This is a genomic window from Caldibacillus sp. 210928-DFI.2.18 (assembly GCF_020554505.1).
In the GTDB taxonomy this organism is placed as follows: Bacteria; Bacillota; Bacilli; order Bacillales; family Caldibacillaceae; genus Caldifermentibacillus; species Caldifermentibacillus hisashii.
The window spans coordinates 1-790 of record NZ_JAJCHL010000202.1 but is presented as its reverse complement, the minus strand read 5'-3'; the positions used below and the strand labels follow the sequence as shown (position 1 = coordinate 790).

The 790-nt window shown below is 47.6% G+C and carries 1 rRNA gene; it reads left to right on the top strand.

What is annotated here, in order from left to right:
• Positions 1–342: ribosomal RNA gene (locus LIZ98_RS17570) — 16S ribosomal RNA — on the top strand; the annotation flags it as partial.
• Positions 343–790: the final 448 nt, after the last annotated feature.

The following is a 790-nucleotide window of genomic DNA, read 5'->3' as shown; positions in this document are numbered from 1 at the left end:
ATCATGCCCCTTATGACCTGGGCTACACACGTGCTACAATGGATGGTACAAAGGGTTGCGAAGCCGCGAGGCAGAGCTAATCCCAGAAAACCATTCTCAGTTCGGATTGCAGGCTGCAACTCGCCTGCATGAAGCCGGAATCGCTAGTAATCGCGGATCAGCATGCCGCGGTGAATACGTTCCCGGGCCTTGTACACACCGCCCGTCACACCACGAGAGTTTGTAACACCCGAAGTCGGTGAGGTAACCGTAAGGAGCCAGCCGCCGAAGGTGGGACAGATGATTGGGGTGAAGTCGTAACAAGGTAGCCGTATCGGAAGGTGCGGCTGGATCACCTCCTTTCTAAGGATATTTATGGAACACACGTTCAAGTGTGACAAACGTCTTTGTCTTGTCAGTTTTGAGGGTTCAATACTCTCAATTATTATTCGTTCTTTGAAAACTAGATAACAATGTAAGGCGAAAAGAAAAGCTGAGGCGACTCAAGTAAAATCACAGATTTTACTTTGCGAGGTAATGCTGACGAAGCGTTCCTTATGCTCAGCGACGTACAAACTGGAACACGCCGCAATGAGATAAAGGAAACACGATGAGGTAACGAGTCGATGTTGACTTATCGTAGTGGAGGCGGGTGAAGTTTGCTAGTCGCTAGAAGCCGAAGCTAGACAAATAAACCGAGTAAACATTAAAATGGATGTAATGATCGCTCATTACTGAAATTTATATCTTTTTAACGGTTAAGTTAGAAAGGGCGCACGGTGGATGCCTTGGCACTAGGAGCCGATGAAGG